The sequence below is a fragment of the Dietzia psychralcaliphila genome (assembly GCF_003096095.1).
Classification (GTDB): Bacteria; Actinomycetota; Actinomycetes; order Mycobacteriales; family Mycobacteriaceae; genus Dietzia; species Dietzia psychralcaliphila.
Map to the genome: position 1 here is coordinate 2027020 of NZ_CP015453.1, position 16119 is coordinate 2043138.

Here is a 16119-nt window from a genome sequence, read left to right on the forward strand (position 1 = left end):
GATGTCGGGGTGCCTGATTCCTCCACCGTCCCCGTGTCGCGTCGACGGTTCGTCGCGGTGACCGCTGTCGCCACCGGCCTGGTGGTCGCCGGGGGGTGCGCCGTACCCCTGGTCGACGACGAGCCGGATCCACTGCTGGAGTTGGCCGAGGCCGCCGACCGCGACGCCCGCGAACTCGCCGCCGCGAACGCATCGCACGGGGACGACGTCGCTCGTCTGCACAGGATCGCCGACGCTCGCCGCACACACGCCGAGCAGCTCTCCGCCGAGATCGGCCCCACGGACTCGACGGAAGCACCCTCGAACGGGGCCGAAGCGGATCCGCCTCCGGCGATCTGTCCACCCATCGGGGAGGTACGCACGCGCCTACGTGACGACGCCCGACGAGCCGGGGAGGTCGCCGTGGCCTCGCGTGGGAGCCGCGCGGAGCTCGCGGCCGCGGTGTCGGCGGCCTGTGCGACGGCGGTCGAGGTGGTGCTCGCATGACCACACCACCCGGGCTGGCATCCGAGGACGCCGCGGTCTTCGGTTACGGTCTCGTCCTGGCCGGTGCGGACAGCGGGATCCGCGCCGCGGTCCGGCGGGAACTCGCTGCCCACCGCGCCCGCCGGGATGCCGCGGAAGCCCTGTGGCCCGAGGCGCCTCCCGCGCCGGTCGGATACCTGACGGCCCCCGACACCCCGACCTCGCCCGTGCTCCTGGCCATCCGGCTCGAATCCGATTGCTGCGTGGCCTGGCGGACCGAGATCGGGTCCGCGCGGTCGACGGAGGTCCGGCAGTTCTGCCTCGACGCCCTCACGGCTGCCTCGATTCAGCTGGAGCGGTGGCGGACGCTGGTCCCGGGCGCGCCGTTCGAGGCGTTGCCCGGGTTCCCTCCCCCGTCCTGACGGCCTAGCGTCCGGCCCCGATGAGCCGGACGATCTCGTCGGCGGCTCCGTCAACCGGCACCTGGGTGACCTCCCCGGTGGCGCGCTCACGGAGCTCGACCGTCCCCTCCGACCAGCCACGACCCACGACGACGACCCACGGGACACCGATCAACTCGGCGTCCTTGAACTTCACACCAGGTGAGGCCTTCCGGTCGTCGAAGAGCACCTCGAGGCGGGCCCGGTCGAAAGCCTCGACGAGCGTCGCGGCGCCGCTGGTGGCCGCGTCGTCCTTGTTGGCTATGACCACGTGGACGTCGGCCGGGGCGGCGGCTGCCGGCCACACCAGACCCTTCTCGTCGGCGTACTGCTCGGCCAACACGGCCACGAGCCGGGACACCCCGATTCCGTAGGAGCCCATCGTCACCCGGGCGGGCTTGCCGTTCTCGCCGAGGACGTCGAACCCGAAGGCGTCGGTGTACTTGCGGCCGAGTTGGAAGATGTGACCGATCTCGATCCCGCGCGCGAGGGTGAGCGTGCCGTGGCCGTCCGGGGCCTCGTCACCCTCCCTGACCTCGGCCGCCTCGATCGTGCCGTCAGGGGTGAAGTCGCGCCCGCAGACCAGGTCCACGACGTGCCGGCCCGGCTGGTCCGCCCCGGTGATCCATGCGGTGCCCTCGACCACTCTGGGGTCCACCAGGTACCGGATCCCGCCCGCGAGCAGGGAATTGGGACCGATGTACCCCTTGACGAGGAACGGGTTGTCCTTGAAGTCGGCCTCGTCCAACACGGCCACCTCGGCGGGCTCGAGCGCCGCCTCGACGCGCTTCATGTCGACCTCGCGGTCCCCGGGCAGCCCCACACCGAGCAGCGACCAGTCCTTACCGGGCTCGCGGACCTTGAACAACACGTTCTTGAGGGTGTCCGCCGCGGTGACCTCCCGACCCAGATCCGCGCTGTTCGCCCAGTCGACCAGCGTGGCGATCGTCGGCGTGTCCGGGGTCTCGTGAACGATCGGATCCGGCAGTCCCTCGAGTGGACGGGAGGGCGGTACCGGGGTCACCACCGCCTCGACGTTGGCCGCGTACTCCCCGTCGGTCGACCGGACGAAGGTGTCCTCCCCCGCCGCGGAGATGGCCAGGAACTCCTCGGAGGCCGATCCGCCCATTGCGCCCGACGTGGCGGCGCAGATGACGTACTCGATTCCCAGACGGTCGAAGATGCGCTGGTAGGCCTCTCGGTGCACCTGGTACGAACGCTCGAGGCCGGCATCGTCGAGGTCGAAGGAGTACGAGTCCTTCATGGTGAACTCGCGACCCCGGAGGATCCCGGCGCGGGGCCGCTCCTCGTCCCGGTACTTGGACTGGATCTGGTAGAGGGTGACGGGCAGGTCCTTGTACGAGGAGTACTCGCCCTGCACCGTCAGCGTGAACAGCTCCTCGTGAGTGGGACCGAGCAGCATGTCGTTGCCCTTGCGGTCCTTGAGGCGGAACAGTGCCGATCCGTACTCGGTCCATCGGCCGGTCGTCTCGAACGGCTCGCGGGGCAGGAGGGCGGGCAGGCTGATCTCCTGGGCGCCGGAGGCGTTCATCTCCTCACGCACCACCTGCTCGATGCGGCGGAGGGTGCGCAGACCGAGCGGCAGCCACGAGTACACGCCGGGCGCGACGCGCCGGACATAACCGGCTCGGACCAGCAGTTTGTGGCTCAGGACCTCGGCATCGGCCGGGTCGTCGCGGAGCGTGCGCAGGAAAAGGTGGGAAAGACGCGTGATCACGGTGGTCAAGCGTAGCCGCCCGGGGGCCCGCCACCGGAGCGACGGTAGCCTCAGCCGGGTGCGCATCCTCCTCTCGCCCTCCGAGACCAAGTCCGTCGGCGGTTCGGGCGACCCGCTCGATCTGGCCGCGCTCTCGCTCCCCGCGCTCACCGACACCCGGAGATCGGTGGCCGACTCCCTGGTCGCGATGTGTGGCGACGACCCGGCGGGCGCGCGATCCGTGCTCGGCCTGAGTGACACGCTCGCCGAGGAGGTGACCCTCGACGCACGACTGTGGTCCTCCCCCACCGCGCCCGCCCTCAGTCGGTACACCGGGGTCCTCTACGACGCGTTGGACCAAGCCTCCTTCACCCGGGCCACCAGGTCGCGCGCGGAATCGCGGTTGTGGATCGGGTCGGCACTGTTCGGACTACTGGCGGCCGCCGACCCCATCCCGCACTACCGTCTCTCCGCGGGGACGCGCCTTCCCGGACTGGGAACGCTCCGCTCGGTGTGGAAACCGTCGCTCACCGCCGCGACCGCGGACTGGGCCGACGAACTGGTGGTGGACCTCCGCTCGGGTGGCTATCACCAGCTGGGACCGGTTCCGGGGGCGGTCACCGTCGACGTGGTCACACAGTATCCGGACGGCACCCGCAAGGTGGTCTCCCACTTCTCCAAGCACCACAAGGGTCTGCTCGCCCGGTCGCTGGCGATCTCACGCGCGGAGATGGCCGACGTGCAGTCCCTCCTGCGGGTGGCCCGCAGGGCCGGCCACACCCTCGAGTACACCTCCGCAACCTCACTGACGATGGTCACGGAACCCTGAACGGAGGGGTCAGGCCCGGGCCAGCACCTGCGGGAGTCCGGCGACCTCACCGACCACGACTATCGCCGGCGGCCTGACCCCGCGGTCGGTGAGCGTGGTGGCCATGGTGCCAATGGTGCACCGGTGGGTGACCTGACCGTCGAGGCTTCCGTCCACGATGATCGCGGCGGGGGTGTCCGCCGACCGGCCGCCGGCCATGAGGGAGTCCGCGATGGCCGGGGAGTTCTTGACGCCCATCAGCACGACCAGCGTCCCGCGCATCCGTGCCAGGGCCTCCCAGTCGACGAGGGAGCCCGGGTGTCCCGGCGGGAGGTGACCCGAGACGATGGTGACCTCGTGGGTCATGCCGCGGTTGCTCACGGGGATCCCCGCGAGCGCGGGAACGCTGAGCGCGCTGGACACCCCTGGGACGACCGTGCAGGGGATCCCGGCCTCGGCGCAGGCGTGGGCCTCCTCGTATCCCCGCCCGTAGAGGAACGGGTCGCCGCCCTTGAGTCGGACGACGAACTTACCCTCCCTCGCCCGGTCCACGAGGACCTGGTTGATGGCGTCCTGGGCCATGGAGCGGCCGTACGGGATCTTGGCCGCATCGACGATCTCGACATCCGAGCGCAGTTCCCCCAGTGGCCGCTGCGGGGCGAGTCGGTCGGCCACCACGACGTCGGCCCGCGCGAGCAGACGCCTGCCCCTCACCGTCATGAGGTCGTCGGCACCCGGCCCGCCGCCGACCAGCGCGACCGTCCCCCGCAGCCTCTCCTCGACCTCCGGCGCCTCGGCACCGGCGTCGCTCAGAGCGCGGGCGACCACGTCGCGGGCCTCGGCGGTCCGTGCACGGTCGCCGGTGAGAACCGCCACCACCATCTCGTCGCGGCGGACGACGGCGGGCGTCACCGCGGTGCCCGAGTTGACGGCGTCCGACCGCACGCAGAAGGTGCGGTCCTGCTCGGCCTCGGCGGCGACCCTCGCGTTGACGAGCGAGTCCTTGGTGGCCGCCACCACGTACCAGGCGCCCTCGAGGTCGCCGGAGCGGTAGTCACGGGCCTCCCACCGGATGCGGCCGGAGTCGACCAGTCCCTGCAGTGTGGGCGTGATCTCGGGACTCACCAGGTGGACGACGGCACCCGACTCGAGGAGGACCGGGATCCGCCGCTGGGCCACCGATCCGCCGCCGATCACCACGACCCGACGGCCTTCGAGGTCCAAGCCGACGGGGTACGGGTTCACGGGCCGGATCATGCCGCCGATCCTATCCGCCGTCGGTGGCCGCGACCGCCTCGGCCCCGAGGCACTGTGATACGCGTCATCCCCCGGCCGCAGCGACGCGGCGACCGGGGGATGACGGGTTCGTACGGGGCGGGTGCGGCCCCCCCCTCTCAGGCCTTCTGATCGAGCTTGAGGGTGCGGGTCGAACGCTCGAACTGCTCGTCGAACAGGGACTTCTCCTCGGCGAGATCGCGGCCGAGGGACGGGATCATCTCCTCGAGCGCGGGCTTCCAGTCCGCGAAACGGCTCGGGAAGCAGCGCTGGAGGACATCGACCATCGCGTCGACCGCCGTGGACGCGCCGGGGGACGCACCCAGCAGACCGGCGATCGACCCGTCGGCGGCGTTCACCACGGCCGTGCCGAACTCGAGGGTGCCTCCGCGACCGTTGGGCTTGATCACCTGGACCCGCTGGCCCGCGACGACCTTCTCCCACTCGCCGTCCTGCGCGGACGGCACGAAGTCCCTGAGGGTGTCGACACGCGCGCCGTGGTTCTTGGCGAGCTCGGTGACGAGGTACTTGACCAGGTCCATCTCGGTGAGCCCGATGTTGGCCATGGGCAGCAGGTTGCCCGGCCGGATGCTCGAGGGCAGGTCCATGAAACTGCCCATCTTGAGGAACTTGGGGGTCCAGCCGGCGAACGGGCCGAAGAGCAGGCCCTTCTTGCCGTCGATGACGCGGGTGTCGAGGTGCGGCACCGACATCGGCGGCGCGCCGACGGACGCCTGGCTGTACACCTTGGCCTGGTGCTGATCGACGAGGTCCGGGTTGGTGCAGCGGAGCCACTGGCCACCGACGGGGAACCCGCCGATGCCCTTGATCTCCGGGATCCCGGATTTCTGCAGCAGGTGCAGGGCACCGCCTCCGGCTCCGACGAAGACGAACTTCGCGTCGACCGTGCGCTCGTCACCGGTGTGGCGGTTGGCCACGGTCAGTCGCCAGGTGCCGTCGGTATTGCGCTCGAGGTCCTTGACCTGGTTCTGGTAGTGGACCTCGGTGCCGGTCCGGGTGAGGTACTTGACGAACTGACGCGTGAGGGCGCCGAAGTTCACGTCGGTGCCGTTCTCGAAGTGACTGAGCGCGAAGGGCTGCTCGGCTGAGCGGTCACGAGCCATCAGGGGGACGAGCCGCTCGAGCTCCCCGAAATCCGTGGTGTGACCCATCCCTGGGAACAGGGGGTGGCCCGCGAGCTTGTCGTAGCGCTTCTGCAGATAGTCCTGCCCGGCTTCGCCGGACACGAAACTCATGTGCGGGACCGGGCGGATCCACTCCGTCGGGTCTCCGAGGATCGTGTTCTCCACGGCGTAGGACCAGAACTGCCGGGAGACCTGGAACTTCTCGTTGACGCCCACCGCCTTGGTGATGTCCACGTCGCCGTCGGCGGTCTTGGGGGAATAGTTGAGTTCGCAGAGCGCGGAGTGGCCGGTACCGGCGTTGTTCCACGCATCGGAGGACTCCAGTGCAGGGCCCTCGAGCCGCTCGAAGATCTCGATCTGCCAATCGGGCTGGAGGCGACGCAGGAGGGCCCCGAGCGTCGCGCTCATGGTGCCCGCGCCGATGAGCGCCACATCAGTCGTTCCGTGCTTTGCCACCTGGTCTGCAGTCACCGGCTACCCTCGCTATTTGGTCGTGGACCCGAATTGGAATCGACACGGGCCCGTCCGGCGACCCCGCGTCCACCGGATCCCAAGACTACTCACCGGTCTGCCCCCGCGGCACACCGGACTAGGGTGGTCGTCGTGTCTCCGCCCTCCCCCGATCCCGTCGCCCCCACCGGATCCGACGCGCAGTGGACCCCGGACCTGTTGGGCCCGTCCTACCGTCGCCGCGAGCTCCCGCTCGGTACCGATCCGGACGGTGAGGGACCGATCTCGGCCACCCTCGTGCGGCACGAGGACGCTCCGGCGGAGCCCGTCGCGGCCCTGCTGGTCGTCCACGGCCTGTCCGACTACTTCTTCCACACGCATCTCGCCGAGTTCCTCGCCGATCGCCGGATCGCCACCTACGGCGTGGACCTGCGCAAGTGCGGTCGTTCCAGACGGGACGGCCTGACGCCGCACTTCACCACCGACCTGGAGAGGTACGACGACGAGCTGGACCAGTCACTGGCCGTGATCGCCGCCGATCATCCCGGACTCCCGGTCATCGTGGCCGCGCACTCCACGGGCGGGCTGGTGGTGCCGCTGTGGCTCGGTCGGCGTCGTGACCGGGGCGCCTTGGACCCTGTCGTGGGACTGGTGCTCAACTCCCCCTGGTTCCAGCTCGACGTCCCCGACCGCGCCAGATCCCTGTTGGACCCGGTCATCCGCACTCTGGGCTCGGCCAGGCCCTACTACCGGTTGCCCCTGAAGACCTCGGACCGGTACGTGGTGAGCACCCACATCGACCACGACGGGGAGTTCCACTTCGACACCGCCCTCAAACCCCCGGGTGGGGTCGGGGTCCGCGCCGGATGGTTGGCGGCCGTCCGCCGGGCGCAGAAGCGCCTGCAGTCCGGGGTGCACCTCCCGCTGCCCGTCCTCATGCTGCGGTCCACGGCGTCGTCCGTGGGCGCGCGCGGCAGGGACGGCGTGCTCGACGTCGACACCGACCTGATCCTCGACGTCCGCTCGATGGAGCGGTTCGCCGACCGGGTCTCGGACCGGATCACGGACATCCCCGTCGACGGTGCCCGCCACGACGTGTTCCTCTCCCGCGCGGACGTGCTCGAGGTGGTCTTCCGGCACCTCGGCGACTGGCTGGACCAGATCCTCGAACCCCACACCAAGGAGTCCTGACGACCATGACCCAGACCCCCTCCCGGCATTTCGACCTCGTCGTGATCGGTACCGGCAGCGGCAACTCGTTGATCGACGAGTCGTTCGCCGACCTCTCCGTGGCGATCTGCGAGAAGGGAGCCTTCGGCGGGACGTGCCTCAACGTGGGCTGCATCCCCACCAAGATGTTCGTCTACGCCGCCGACACCGCCACCGCCATCGAGCACTCGAGCACGTACGGGATCGACTCGACTCTCGACGGTGTCCGCTGGCCTGACATCGTCTCCCGGGTGTTCGATCGGCGGATCGACCCCATCGCCTCCAGTGGCGAGGACTACCGCCGCAACCGCTGCGACAACGTCACGGTGTACGACGGCCACGCCACCTTCGTGGGTCCGCGCACCATCGACACCGGCACCGGGGAGCTCATCACGGCCGACTCCGTGGTGATCGCCGCCGGGGCCCGCCCCTCGATCCCCCAGATCGTCACCGACGCCGATGTGGCCTACTACACCAGCGACGATGTCATGCGGATCGCCGAGCTGCCCAGGTCGATGGTGATCCAGGGTTCCGGCTTCATCGCGTGTGAGTTCGCCCACGTGTTCTCGGCGCTCGGAGTGGACGTGACCGTCATAGGCCGCTCGGACGTCCTGCTCAAGAACGTGGACAGGGAACTGGCCGCACGGTTCACCGAAAACGCCGGCCGGAGGTGGGACGTCCGCCTGGGACAGCAGATCACCACCATGACCGCGACCGGCGCCGACCGGCGCGGAGTCGAGGTCACCTTCGAAGACGGTTCCACCTGCTCCGGCGACGCGCTCCTGGTGGCCACGGGCCGCACCCCCAACGGCGACCTGCTCGGCCTCGACACCGCCGGCGTGGCGATGGACGGGGAGCTGATCAGGGTCGACGAATACGGCCGTACCACGGCGGCCGGTGTGTGGGCCCTGGGTGACGTGAGCTCGCCCTACCAGCTCAAGCACGTCGCCAACCACGAACAGCGAGTGCTCGGACACAACCTGCGGCACCCGGACGACCTCCAGCCCTTCAACCACCGACTGGTGCCCTACGCGGTGTTCACCTGGCCGCAGATCGCCTCGGTGGGTCTGACGGAGGCCGAGGCCCGCGAGGCCGGATACGACGTCACGGTCAAGGTCCAGGACTACGGCGACGTGGCGTACGGCTGGGCGATGGAGGACTCGGTCGGGTGCTGCAAGCTCATCGCGGACCGCGCCACCGGGTTGCTCGTGGGCGCCCACATCATGGGAGCCCACTCGCCGTCACTGATCCAGATCCTCATCCAGGCGATGGAGTTCGAGATCACCGTCCCCGAACTCGCGCGCCGTCAGTACTGGATCCATCCCGCGATGGCCGAGGTCGTCGAGAACGCACTGCTCGGCCTGGATTTCCCGGACCGGGGCTTCTGACCCGCCGCCCCGGCGGGCCTCAACTGACCACGAAGTCCGCCGGGTCGACCGACCTCACCTGGCGCCGGTATCGGAAGGTGAAGGTGGGCCACAGCGTCGAGTTCCGGCCCCGTGAGTCGATGTACCAACTCGAGCATCCGCCGTCGTTCCACACGGTGCCGGCGAGTTCGCGATCCATCCGGTCGGAATACCGGTCGAGGGCCTCCTCCCGCACCTCCACGGTCCCCCGATCCGCACCCCGCGATAAGTCGAGCAGCGTCAACACGTGCTCGGCCTGTGATTCGAGCATGTAGACGATCGACGAGTGACCGAGGCTGGTGTTGGGCCCGAACATCAGGAAGAGGTTGGGGAACGCGGAGACCGTCACGCCGTTGTGGGCGCGGGGGCTGCCGTCCCAGTGGTCGGCAAGGGTCCTGCCGTCCGAACCGGTCACGACCCGCGCGATGGGCGGCTCGGTGGGCTGGAACCCGGTTCCGAAGATGATCACGTCGGCGGGGTGCTCGGCACCCCCGGAGTCGACGAGACCGTCCGGGGTCACCGAGGTCGCGGCACCGGAGACCAAGGTGACGTCCCGCCGACACAGCGCCGGGAGCCACTGGCTGGTCAGCAGCACCCGCTTGCACCCGATCGAGAAATCCGGGGTGAGCAACTTCCGCATCCGCCGGTCCCGCACCTTGACCAGCAGGTAGAACCGCGCGAACCACTCGAAGAACCGGAGGAGGAACCGGGCCCGGGTGAATGCCAGGACGTAGAGCTCACGGCCCGCGTAGACCCGACCCCGGACGATCTGTTGCAGGAACGGGAAACGTCGGTACAGCCCGCGGCGACGCCGGGAGACGGAACGGTCGAACCGGGGCAGGATCCAGCCGGGTGTCCGTTGGAAGACCGTGACGTGGTCGGCGGTCCCGGCGATCTCGGGCACGAACTGCACGGCAGAGGCGCCCGTACCGACCACCGCGACCTTCTTGCCGGCGAGGGGGATGTCGTGGCGCCAGCGCGCGGAGTGGAACACCTCGCCGTCGAAGTCCTCGAGGCCCGGGAGTGCGGGCACCGAGGGTGCGGAGAGCGCCCCCGTCGCGATGATGAGATTGCGGGCCCGGACCTGCCCTCGGCTGGTGTCGACGATCCATCGGGCGGTGTCGCCGTCCCACCGCGCGCCGGTGACCTCGCAGGAGGTGACGAGCCGATCGCGGAGGCCGATCCTGTCCGCGACCCCCACGAGGTAGGCCTGGATCTCGCCCTGTCGGCCGAACGAGTGCGACCAGTCGGGGTGAGCGTGACCCGACAACGAGTACAGGGAGGTGGGCACGTCGCAGGCGCACCCCGGGTAGGTGTTGTCGCGCCAGGTCCCGCCGACCTCGTCGCCGGCCTCGACCACGAGGAGATCCCCGCCCCGTCCCTCCCGAAGGAGACGATCGGCCATCGAGATCCCCCCGAACCCGGCTCCGACGACAAGGATGTCGACGTGGTCTACAGGTCCGCGGGGGGTATCGATCATGGTTGACATTATGGCGCGAGATGTCCATTGTTCACGGCCGCATCGGGACAATCGTTCAACTCGGATCGTCGGGGCGCCCGATCCGACCCGACGGCGGAGGCGTCAGCTCCCGCTCGGCAGGGTCAGCACCTCGACGCCGGACTCGGTGACCAGGACGGTGTGCTCGAACTGTGCGGTCCACGCCTTGTCCGCCGTGGTGACCGTCCAGTCGTCGTCCCAGACGTCGAACCCGGGGCCGCCCAGAGAGATCATCGGTTCCACAGTCAGCGTCATCCCTGGCTCCAGGACCTCGGTCCGGGACGGCTCGTCGTAGTGGAGCACCACCAGGCCGTTGTGGAAGGTCGGCCCCACCCCGTGGCCGGTGAACTCCCGGACCACCGTGTAGTCGAACCGCCGCGCGTAGGACTCGATGACACGCCCGATCACGTTGATCTCGCGGCCGGGGCGGATGGCCCTGATCCCGCGGTCCATGGCCTCACGCGTCCGTTCGACCAGGAGCCTGTTCTCCTCGGTGACCTCGCCCGCCAGGAAGGTGGCGTTGGTGTCGCCGTGGACGCCGTCGATGAAGGCCGTGACGTCGATGTTGACGATGTCCCCGTCCCGGATCACGGTCGTGTCGGGGATACCGTGGCAGATCACCTCGTTGAGGGACACGCAGCTGGACTTGGGGAACGCCTTGTACCCCAACGTCGACGGGTAGGCGCCGTGGTCGCACATGTACTCGTGGGCGATCCGGTCGATCTCGTCGGTGGTGACCCCGGGTGCCACCGCCCGCCCCGCCACGACGAGGGCGTCGGCCGCTATCGTGCACGCCCTGCGCATCGCCTCGATCACCTCGGGGGTCTGCACCCATGGTTCACCGTTGGCCTCGTCGACCCGGTCACGCCAGACGTACTCCGGACGCGGGATCGACTCGGGAACTGTCCGGATCGGTGTGGGTTCGCCGGGGACGAGGGGCTGACGGGTCGAGGTGGTCATGGCTCAAGGATAGGTGCGTTCGGGTGCGCGCTGCCGACCCGGTCCCGACGACGGATCCCCCGCGCCGCCACAGCGCCCGGGTGTGACAGCGCTCGGGGTGTGACAGCGCCCGGGGAGTCAGCCCGGGGAGTCAGAGGGCACGGGGAATCACATCAGGACGGTCGCGTAGTCGACCACGTCGATCATCCCGACCCGTCGGTACGCCGAGCGGGCGGCGGTGTTGGATCCGTTGACCACCAGCGACGGGGTCAGCCGCCCGGACTGCAGGGCCGCGCACACCGCGGCGATCCCGCCGGTCCCGAGTCCCGCGCCCCTCCGTCCGGGGCGGACCCAGACTCCCTGGATCTGCGCGGACCACGGGGAGACGGCGGCGACGTCGGCCTTGAAGAACACCTCGCCGTCGTCGACCCCGACCCAGGTTCTCCCCCGCGCCAGGGAACGCGCGACCCGGCGGCGGAACGGGATGCCCGAACCCACAGCGAACGGGTCGGACCCCAACTCCTCGCGGTACATCGCCGCCGCGGCGGCGAGCACCTGCTCGAACTCGACGATGGTCGCGGCCCGGATACCGCCGAGCACGAGGGACTGGTCCACAGGCCCCTGCAACTCCATCAGGAACTGCGAATCGCGATACTCCCGGGGAGGATCCCAGCAGGTGCCGAGGGCGTTCCACAGCGGGGAGACCTGATCCCTCCGTCCGTGTACCGACATCGGCCCGAGCCCCAGGCCCGCGACCGCCAGTCCGAGTGCGTGGTGGTCGTGCGCATCACCACGGAGCGGCAGAACCGAATTCCCCACGAACACCAGCGACCTCTCGGGGCCGCCCAGCGTCAGGAACCGTCCCTCCGGCCCGGGGACGGCACCGGACGCGGCGAACTTCTCCGCCGCGGGACACGACACCAAGGGGTCGGACTCGAGGACCCCGAGCAGAACGCGGGCCTCCCCCGGGCCCACCCCGCGGCACCCGCCGGTTCCCGTCTCCGGCGCAGCCGTATCGGTCATAGGCCTATCGCGTGACCTTGACCTGGGGACCCTGACCCTCTGCGGCCTCTCCGACCGGCTCGCCCATCTCCTCGGCGATCCGCATGGCCTCTTCGATGAGTGTCTCCACGATCATCGCCTCCGGCACGGTCTTGATGACCTCGCCCTTGACGAAGATCTGGCCCTTGCCGTTGCCCGACGCGACACCCAGATCGGCCTCGCGTGCCTCACCGGGCCCGTTGACGACACATCCCATCACGGCCACCCGAAGGGGAACGGTCATCCCCTCGAGGCCGGCGGTTACCTCGTCGGCGAGCTTGTAGACGTCGACCTGGGCGCGCCCACACGACGGGCAGGACACGATCTCGAGCTTGCGGGGACGCAGGTTGAGCGATTGCAGGATCTGCGACCCGACCTTGATCTCCTCGACCGGTGGCGCGGAGAGCGAGACCCGGATGGTGTCGCCGATCCCCTCCGACAGCAGGGCCCCGAACGCGACCGCGGACTTGATGGTGCCCTGGAACGCCGGCCCGGCCTCGGTGACCCCCAGGTGGAGCGGATAGTCGCTCTTCGACGCGAGCTGACGGTAGGCCTCCACCATGATCACCGGGTCGTTGTGCTTGACCGAGATCTTGATGTCACCGAAGCCGTGGTCCTCGAACAACGAGGCCTCCCACAGCGCCGACTCCACCAGCGCCTCCGGGGTGGCCTTGCCGTACTTGGCGAGCAGGCGCGGATCGAGGGAGCCCGCGTTGACACCTATCCGGATGGGGATGCCCGCGGCGCCGGCCGCCTTGGCGACCTCCTCGACCCGTCCGTCGAACTCCTTGATGTTGCCGGGGTTGACGCGGACCGCCGCGCAACCGGCGTCGATCGCCGCGAAGATGTACTTCGGCTGGAAGTGGATGTCCGCGATGACGGGGATCGGCGACTTGCGCGCGATGGTCGACAGCGCGTCGGCGTCCTCCTGGCGGGGGCACGCCACGCGGACGATGTCGCAGCCCGACGCCGTGAGCTCGGCGATCTGTTGGAGCGTGGCGTTGACGTCGTGGGTCTTGGTGGTGGTCATCGACTGGACCGACACCGGATGATCGCTGCCCACACCCACCTGGCCAACGAACAGCTGCCGCGTCTTCCGTCGCGGCGCGAGAACCGGCGGCGGACCGTCTGGCATTCCCAGTCCGACGGGGATGGAGGAGGAGTCGTTCACAACAGGGCCTTCCGTAGGGGCTGCCAGCCGGGTGCTCGCGGGTCCCGCCCACCATTATCCGCGTTCCGGGACGCGGGGGCGAGATCGGGCGTCCGCACGCTCATCCTGTCAGCAGTATGGGGTTGACGAAGTCCGCCGTGATGACGATCGCGGACACACCCATCAACAGGACGAACACCCCGATGGTGAGAGGGGCGAGCTTCTCGTAGTCCGCCGGCCCGCCGGGCGCCAGGCCGCGCAGTCGTCGCAGCGCGTCCCGGATCTTCTCGTAGAACACCACCGCGATGTGACCACCGTCGAACGGGGTGAGCGGGACCAGGTTGAACGCCCCGAGGAACAGGTTCAGCCCGGCGAGGAAGAGCAGGAACAGCCACCAGGCACCCTGCTCGGCGGCCTGTCCGCCGATGTGGCTCGCACCCACCACCGAGACGGGCGAGTCGTCGGCCCGTTCGGCGCCGAAGATCGACGCCGCAACCGCGGGGATCTTGGACGGGAACGAGATGAGGCCCTCGACCGTGGCCTCGATCATCTCCCCGGTGAACACGAAAGTCGCCGGGACCGCACCGAGCGCGTCGTAGGTGTTGACCGTCTGGTACGCGGGGTCGTCGAGGATCTCCTGCGGGATGCCGTCGTTGGACAGCTGCACCCCCAGCGCTCCCCTCGCCTGTCCGCCCACGGATGACGAGGTGAGGTTCGCCGTCGTCGTCACGGTCTCCCCCGCGCGGTCGATCGTGACCGGCACGGTCTCGCCGGGACGCGCGGAGACCACCTCGGACAGGTCGGCCCAGCTGCCCACCGGCAGGCCGTCGACGGACGTGATCCGGTCGCCGGCCAGGATTCCGGCCTCACCCGCCGGGCCCACGCCGACACCACACCGGTCCGCACCCTCACAGGTGTCTCCCACCACTGCCGCGACCCTGTCGGTGGGGATCGGTTGGACATCGCGGTTGACCAGGCCCCAGCCCAGGGCGACCGTGTAGAAGAGTGCGATCGCCAGGACGATGTTCATGAAGGGACCGGCCAGCAGGACAGCCACCCGTTTCCACCACGCCTGACGCCACATGGCCTTCGGTTCGTCCTCCGGGGCCAACTCGTCGTACGCCGTCATGCCGGCGATATCGCAGAACCCGCCCAGCGGGACCGCCTTGAGGCCGTATTCGATCCCCCCGCGGCGCACGGACCACAGCGTCGGGCCGAAGCCGACGAAGAACCGGCGGACCTTCATGCCCGACCACTGCGCCACCCGCATGTGCCCGTACTCGTGGAGCACGATCGACACCATTATCCCGAGTGCGAAGAGCACGATCCCGAAGACCATCACGACTCAGCCCTCCCGGCCCGCGACGAGGACGGCGGCGTGGCGACGCGCCCAGGACTCCGCCGCCGTGACGTCGTCCAGGTCGCGCGGATCGGACGACCACTCGTCGGCCGCCGCGACGGTCTCCGCCACCACGTCGACGATCTCGGTGAATCCGATCCGCCCGTCGAGGAACGCCGGTGCGGCCTCCTCGTTGGCGGCGTTGAACACCGCCGTCCGCAGGCCCCCCGCCGCACCCGCCGCGCGGGCCACCGAGATCGCCGGGAACGTCTTCTCGTCCACAGGCTCGAATGTCCAGGTGTGGGACAGCGAGAAGTCCAGAGGAGTCGTGGCCCCGGGAATCCGGTCCGGCCAGCCGAGTGCGAGGGCGATGGGCAGCTTCATAGACGGAGGCGAGGCCTTGGCGATCGTGGCTCCGTCGACAAAGGTCACGGCGGAATGCACCACCGACTGGGGGTGAACGGTCACCTCGATCTTCTCGTACGGCACCGCGAACAGCAGGTGCGCCTCGATCAGCTCGAGTGCCTTGTTGACCAGGGTGGCCGAGTTGAGCGTGATCATCCGCCCCATCGCCCACGTGGGGTGCTGAAGGGCCTGCTCCGCGGTGACGTCGGCCAACTGCGCGCGCGTCCTGCCCCGGAACGGACCTCCGGACGCGGTCAGGATGAGGCCGGCGACCTCGTCCGCCGTGCCCGACCGCAGACACTGGGCCATTGCCGAGTGTTCGGAGTCCACGGGCACCAGCTGCCCGGGGGCGGCGGTCCCGGTGACGAGCGCACCACCGGCGACGAGGGACTCCTTGTTGGCCAACGCCAGTCGGGCGCCGGTCCGCAGTGCGGCCAGGGTGGGTCCGAGTCCGATCGAGCCGTCGATACCGTTGAGCACGACGTCCGCCCCCACCGCCCCGACCAGTTCCACGGCCCCGCCCGGCCCCTCGAACACGGTCACGTCGGGGAATTCCGACCGGATCCGCGCGGCGGCAGCGGGGTCCGCGACCGCGACGTACCCGGCCCCGGTCGCCGCGATCTGATCCCCGAGCAGGTCGACCCGACCTCCGCCGGCGGCCAGGCCCACCACCTCGAACAGGCCGGGGCCGGCCTCGGAGGCCACCTCCAGTGCCTGGGTACCGATCGAGCCGGTGCTGCCGAGGATGAGAACGCGCGTGGTCACCCCGTCATTGTCCACGTACGGAGCCCCGGGCGCCGCATCGAGTGACGCTCGGGCTGCGCGATACCGG

14 protein-coding genes are annotated in these 16119 nt (G+C 69.7%); 5 read left to right on the forward strand and 9 right to left on the reverse strand.

Annotation, left to right across the window (positions count from 1 at the left end; all coding sequences use genetic code 11):
* Positions 1 to 9 precede the first annotated feature (9 nt).
* A complete protein-coding gene (locus A6048_RS09280; protein ID WP_107747452.1) occupies positions 10 to 486 on the forward strand; it encodes a ubiquinol-cytochrome c reductase iron-sulfur subunit N-terminal domain-containing protein in 477 nt (158 codons plus the stop codon).
* Complete coding sequence (locus tag A6048_RS09285; RefSeq protein WP_107747451.1) at positions 483 to 887, forward strand: DUF4439 domain-containing protein; 405 nt, start codon at positions 483 to 485, stop codon at positions 885 to 887. Before A6048_RS09280 ends, A6048_RS09285 begins: the two co-directional genes overlap by 4 nt.
* A 4-nt stretch (positions 888 to 891) precedes the next feature.
* On the opposite strand, the gene A6048_RS09290 is transcribed toward A6048_RS09285, so the two are convergent.
* A complete protein-coding gene (locus tag A6048_RS09290; RefSeq protein WP_107747691.1) occupies positions 892 to 2643 on the reverse strand; it encodes a proline--tRNA ligase in 1752 nt (583 codons plus the stop codon).
* Positions 2644 to 2701: 58 nt separating this feature from the next.
* On the opposite strand from A6048_RS09290, the gene A6048_RS09295 reads away from it, so the two are divergent.
* Positions 2702 to 3451: a YaaA family protein gene (locus tag A6048_RS09295; RefSeq protein WP_107747450.1), complete on the forward strand. Its 750-nt coding sequence runs from the start codon at positions 2702 to 2704 to the stop codon at positions 3449 to 3451.
* A 9-nt stretch (positions 3452 to 3460) separates the two neighbouring features.
* On the opposite strand, the gene cobA is transcribed toward A6048_RS09295, so the two are convergent.
* The gene (cobA, locus tag A6048_RS09300) at positions 3461 to 4687 is read right to left on the reverse strand and encodes a uroporphyrinogen-III C-methyltransferase (protein WP_107747449.1); all 1227 of its coding nucleotides are present in this window, start codon (positions 4685 to 4687) and stop codon (positions 3461 to 3463) included.
* 137 nt (positions 4688 to 4824) lie between these two features.
* Positions 4825 to 6321, reverse strand: coding sequence for a malate dehydrogenase (quinone) (gene mqo, locus A6048_RS09305; protein ID WP_107747448.1), 1497 nt, complete (start codon positions 6319 to 6321; stop codon positions 4825 to 4827).
* A 132-nt stretch (positions 6322 to 6453) separates the two neighbouring features.
* Here mqo and A6048_RS09310 point away from each other — a divergent pair, with 132 nt between their 5' ends.
* Both A6048_RS09310 and mtr read left to right on the forward strand, forming a co-directional pair.
* On the forward strand, positions 6454 to 7491 hold the full coding sequence (locus A6048_RS09310; RefSeq protein ID WP_235027349.1) for an alpha/beta hydrolase: 1038 nt from the start codon (positions 6454 to 6456) through the stop codon (positions 7489 to 7491).
* Between the two features lie 5 nt (positions 7492 to 7496).
* Positions 7497 to 8897, forward strand: a complete 1401-nt coding sequence (gene mtr / locus A6048_RS09315; protein WP_107747446.1) for a mycothione reductase — start codon at positions 7497 to 7499, stop codon at positions 8895 to 8897.
* A 19-nt stretch (positions 8898 to 8916) separates the two neighbouring features.
* On the opposite strand, the gene A6048_RS09320 is transcribed toward mtr, so the two are convergent.
* The 6 genes from A6048_RS09320 to dxr all read right to left on the reverse strand — a co-directional run bounded on the left by A6048_RS09320 (position 8917) and on the right by dxr (position 16052).
* Positions 8917 to 10395, reverse strand: a complete 1479-nt coding sequence (locus A6048_RS09320; protein WP_107747445.1) for a flavin-containing monooxygenase — start codon at positions 10393 to 10395, stop codon at positions 8917 to 8919.
* A 102-nt stretch (positions 10396 to 10497) separates the two neighbouring features.
* The gene (map, locus tag A6048_RS09325) at positions 10498 to 11373 is read right to left on the reverse strand and encodes a type I methionyl aminopeptidase (RefSeq protein WP_107747444.1); all 876 of its coding nucleotides are present in this window, start codon (positions 11371 to 11373) and stop codon (positions 10498 to 10500) included.
* 147 nt (positions 11374 to 11520) lie between these two features.
* Positions 11521 to 12375 (reverse strand): GNAT family N-acetyltransferase, encoded by an 855-nt coding sequence (locus A6048_RS09330; RefSeq protein ID WP_107747443.1) that lies wholly within the window; start codon positions 12373 to 12375, stop codon positions 11521 to 11523.
* Positions 12376 to 12379: 4 nt separating this feature from the next.
* Positions 12380 to 13528, reverse strand: a complete 1149-nt coding sequence (ispG, locus tag A6048_RS09335) for a flavodoxin-dependent (E)-4-hydroxy-3-methylbut-2-enyl-diphosphate synthase (protein WP_200837315.1) — start codon at positions 13526 to 13528, stop codon at positions 12380 to 12382.
* Between the two features lie 136 nt (positions 13529 to 13664).
* Positions 13665 to 14882, reverse strand: coding sequence for a M50 family metallopeptidase (locus A6048_RS09340; protein ID WP_107747441.1), 1218 nt, complete (start codon positions 14880 to 14882; stop codon positions 13665 to 13667).
* A gap of 6 nt (positions 14883 to 14888) precedes the next feature.
* The gene (gene dxr, locus A6048_RS09345; RefSeq protein WP_235027350.1) at positions 14889 to 16052 is read right to left on the reverse strand and encodes a 1-deoxy-D-xylulose-5-phosphate reductoisomerase; all 1164 of its coding nucleotides are present in this window, start codon (positions 16050 to 16052) and stop codon (positions 14889 to 14891) included.
* Between the last annotated feature and the right edge of the window lie 67 nt (positions 16053 to 16119).

What these genes read in the sequence shown, in the direction of transcription:
- A6048_RS09285 (WP_107747451.1), top strand. Translation starts at nt 483, where the DNA reads ATGACCACACCACCCGGGCTGGCATCCGAGGACGCCGCGGTCTTCGGT.
- cobA (WP_107747449.1), bottom strand. Translation starts at nt 4,687, where the DNA reads ATGATCCGGCCCGTGAACCCGTACCCCGTCGGCTTGGACCTCGAAGGC.
- mtr (WP_107747446.1), top strand. Translation starts at nt 7,497, where the DNA reads ATGACCCAGACCCCCTCCCGGCATTTCGACCTCGTCGTGATCGGTACC.
- A6048_RS09320 (WP_107747445.1), bottom strand. Translation starts at nt 10,395, where the DNA reads ATGATCGATACCCCCCGCGGACCTGTAGACCACGTCGACATCCTTGTC.
- map (WP_107747444.1), bottom strand. Translation starts at nt 11,373, where the DNA reads ATGACCACCTCGACCCGTCAGCCCCTCGTCCCCGGCGAACCCACACCG.
- A6048_RS09330 (WP_107747443.1), bottom strand. Translation starts at nt 12,375, where the DNA reads ATGACCGATACGGCTGCGCCGGAGACGGGAACCGGCGGGTGCCGCGGG.
- ispG (WP_200837315.1), bottom strand. Translation starts at nt 13,528, where the DNA reads ATGCCAGACGGTCCGCCGCCGGTTCTCGCGCCGCGACGGAAGACGCGG.
- A6048_RS09340 (WP_107747441.1), bottom strand. Translation starts at nt 14,882, where the DNA reads ATGGTCTTCGGGATCGTGCTCTTCGCACTCGGGATAATGGTGTCGATC.